Source organism: Mesorhizobium sp. M7A.F.Ca.CA.002.15.2.1, from assembly GCF_003998715.1.
GTDB classification, from domain to species: domain Bacteria; phylum Pseudomonadota; class Alphaproteobacteria; order Rhizobiales; family Rhizobiaceae; genus Mesorhizobium; species Mesorhizobium ciceri.
In genome coordinates, this window is record NZ_RZPI01000382.1 from 1 (window position 1) to 2991 (window position 2991).

The 2991-nt window shown below is 62.4% G+C and carries 4 protein-coding genes; 3 read left to right on the forward strand and 1 reads right to left on the reverse strand.

What is annotated here, in order from left to right:
- Positions 1 to 20: 20 nt before the first annotated feature.
- A complete protein-coding gene (locus ENZ74_RS20385; RefSeq protein WP_181172690.1) occupies positions 21 to 557 on the reverse strand; it encodes a L,D-transpeptidase in 537 nt (178 codons plus the stop codon).
- Positions 558 to 701: 144 nt separating this feature from the next.
- On the opposite strand from ENZ74_RS20385, the gene ENZ74_RS20390 reads away from it, so the two are divergent.
- The 3 genes from ENZ74_RS20390 to ENZ74_RS20400 all read left to right on the forward strand — a co-directional run.
- The gene (locus ENZ74_RS20390; protein ID WP_013528898.1) at positions 702 to 1385 is read left to right on the forward strand and encodes a response regulator transcription factor; all 684 of its coding nucleotides are present in this window, start codon (positions 702 to 704) and stop codon (positions 1383 to 1385) included.
- A 121-nt stretch (positions 1386 to 1506) separates the two neighbouring features.
- Positions 1507 to 1962, forward strand: coding sequence for a Crp/Fnr family transcriptional regulator (locus ENZ74_RS20395; RefSeq protein ID WP_013528897.1), 456 nt, complete (start codon positions 1507 to 1509; stop codon positions 1960 to 1962).
- Positions 1963 to 2176: 214 nt separating this feature from the next.
- On the forward strand, positions 2177 to 2991 hold an 815-nt coding region (locus ENZ74_RS20400), incomplete at its 3' end, for a hypothetical protein (RefSeq protein WP_206522303.1).

The following is a 2991-nucleotide window of genomic DNA, read 5'->3' on the forward strand; positions in this document are numbered from 1 at the left end:
CCTACTATCTTACTATCTTACTATCTTACCACCCTCACCACCGTCCGGTCCGACAGCAGCGGCAGCAGCCGCGCCATGGTTTGCGCCGTGACAGCCACGCAGCCTTGCGTCGGCGTGAAGCCGGGGCGCGCCAGATGGAAGAAGATGGCGCTGCCGCGCCCGCGCCGGCGCGGCGACAGGTTCCAGTCGAGCACCAGGCAGGCATCGTAGAGCCTGTCGTCGCGCCGCATGCGTTCGTGGCTGGCGCCATAGGGAATCCTGACCGGCCTGTTGTAGTTGCGGTCGTCAGGCACTTCGCACCAGCCCAGATCGGGCCCGATCGGCGTCATCGCCAGCCGGGTCCTGCGGCCGCTGGAGAACTGATCCCCCCGGAAATACCCCGACAGGATCCGCATCGCGGCCAGCGGCGTGGCGCCGTCGCCTTCGCGCTTGTCGGCCGAGATGCCGCCGCGCCCCAGCGCACAGGCAAACACCGTTTTCCCGGCCTGCAGCAGGCCCTGGCTTGGATGCCCAGGCCTCGCCCGCACGGTCAGCACACGCAGCCCTTTTCGCAAAATTGCGCCGGCTGCATTGCGATCGTGTTTTTTCTTGTATGATCGTGCCACGGAACAAATCACTGTGAACGGCTGTTACGCCGGTCAGCTTCCGCATAAACAGGCAGCGGTCAACTGAATTTTCTTTTCAAAACAACGGATTGATCCATGACTTCACGCACCATACTGATCGTCGACGACGATGACGACCTGCGCGGCACGCTGGTCGAGCAATTATCCCTTTACGAGGAATTCGACGTGCTGCAGGAATCGACTGCGGCAAAAGGTGTCGCCGCAGCGCGCGGCGGCCTCATCGATCTGCTCATCATGGATGTCGGGCTGCCCGACATGGATGGCCGCGAAGCGGTGAAGATCCTGCGCAAGGGCGGCTACAAGGCGCCCATCATCATGCTGACCGGTCACGACACCGATTCGGATACGATTCTTGGTCTCGAGGCCGGCGCCAACGACTATGTGACGAAGCCGTTCCGCTTCGCCGTGCTGCTGGCGCGCATTCGGGCGCAGTTGCGCCAGCATGAGCAGAGCGAGGATGCCACCTTCTCGGTCGGGCCCTATACTTTCAAGCCCAGCCAGAAACTGCTGCTCGACCCGCGCGGCGGCAAGGTGCGGCTGACGGAGAAGGAGGCCTCGATCATCAAATATCTCTATCGCGCCGACCAGAAGGTGGTGACGCGCGACGTGCTGCTCGAGGAGGTGTGGGGCTACAATTCCGGCGTCACCACGCACACGCTGGAAACCCATGTCTACCGGCTGCGCCAGAAGATCGAGCGCGATCCTTCCAATGCGGAAATTCTTGTGACAGAAAGCGGCGGCTACAAGCTGGTTCCTTAAACATTTTCATTATCCAATGAGCGGCCGGGCGGGGCCGCTTTCGGGTACGATCCAGTTGGAGGGTGGTTTGGATCGAACTCGCAGAGGAGGAGTCGGACTGTCGGTTCGGGGACATAGCTAGATGGCGCTGGATGACGACATCCGCGTTCTGTCCGCCGTGAGGCTCTTCGAGGGCTTCACGCAGGAACAACTGCGCCTGCTCGCCTTTGGCGCCGAGAACACCAGGCTGATTGCCAACCACAAGCTCTATCGCGAGGACGACGAGGCCGATTCCGCCTATATCGTTGTCAGCGGGCGCATCGTGCTCTACCGGGAGCAGAATGGTGAACGCATCCCGATTGGCACGGCAGACCCCGGCACGATCCTGAGCGAACTGGCATTGATCGCCGACACCAACCGGTTGACCAGCGCCTCGGCCGAGATCGATTCGGAAGTGATGCGCCTCAGCCGCAAGATGTTCCGCCGCATCCTGGAGGAATATCCCGAGATCGCGGTCAAGCTGCACCAGCGCATCTCGGAGGAATTTCAGGCGATGATCCGCCGCATCGAGGAACTGGCGCCGCGCTTCTCCGGCTAAATCTAGCGTACCCACGAAGCTGCTGGCTTCGCAGCCGAAGGGAGAAGTGTTTTCAACGACAGCGATGAACTGGTCGTGGCGCACTGCGGCCGTCCGGACGCCCGGATCCAGCGGCAAGGCTCCGTTGACAGGCAAGAGGTGAAATCCTAAAGCACCTCGAAGGCGGCCGGCGCAGCAGGCGCCATCACCACCAGGCTCCTGGGGGGAGCGAGCCATGCCATCAGGGCGGTACGAGACCATTATCTTGTATTCCCGCAATGACGCGTTCGGCGACGGACTGATCCGGATTCCGGCATTGCGCGCCGCCAGAACGGCATTCCCCGATAGTTTCATCGTCTACGGAACCACCCGGTCGTCATCCCTTGAACATAGCCTCAATCGCCATGCCGGCCATTTGGTCGATGCGATCAATGTGCGGACGCCGCTGGCGCGCCTGATCGCCGGTCACAGCAAGGGCAAGGGGCGATTGGCCGTCGTCGATTTCCGCATCTCGGCGCGTTGGCTGCTTCAGGCCTCGGCATCACTGCTCGGCCGCGGCATTGCCTATGAGGCAAACTTTCCGGCTTTCGCCCTTTCCTGGCGCCTGGGCCAAAGGCCTGAAGCACGACCCGGGCACAATGCCTGGCGCTACCATCGCCTCATCGAACGCCTTGCCGGCAAGCGGCTGCCTTTCGATCATCGGCTGGAGCCTAGCCCGGCCGCACGAGCGGCGGCCAGGAGCCTTGCGGACGGCAAGCATGCTCCCTTGATCATTATCGCGGCGCATGGCAGCGCCAGCAAGCGCATGTCGGCGGATCAGGTTGCCGCAATCGCCGACAGCCTGATCGCCGACGGGGTGAACCTTCTCTATGTGAAAACCCCCGGCGACGGTCCCGATATGGCTGAGCTGGCTCAGCGCGTGCCGAAGCTGCGGCTTGTCGATTCCGCCGCGATCGGAGGTGTCGATATCGGTGACATCTTGCTGGCGCTCGGCGAGTTTGCCGATCTTTACATCGGCGCCGAAGGCGGTACCGCACCTCTCATGGCAAC

Bases quoted from the DNA above. Each gene is read 5' to 3' on its own strand.
- ENZ74_RS20390 (WP_013528898.1), top strand. From the start codon at position 702: ATGACTTCACGCACCATACTGATCGTCGACGACGATGACGACCTGCGC.
- ENZ74_RS20395 (WP_013528897.1), top strand. From the start codon at position 1,507: ATGGCGCTGGATGACGACATCCGCGTTCTGTCCGCCGTGAGGCTCTTC.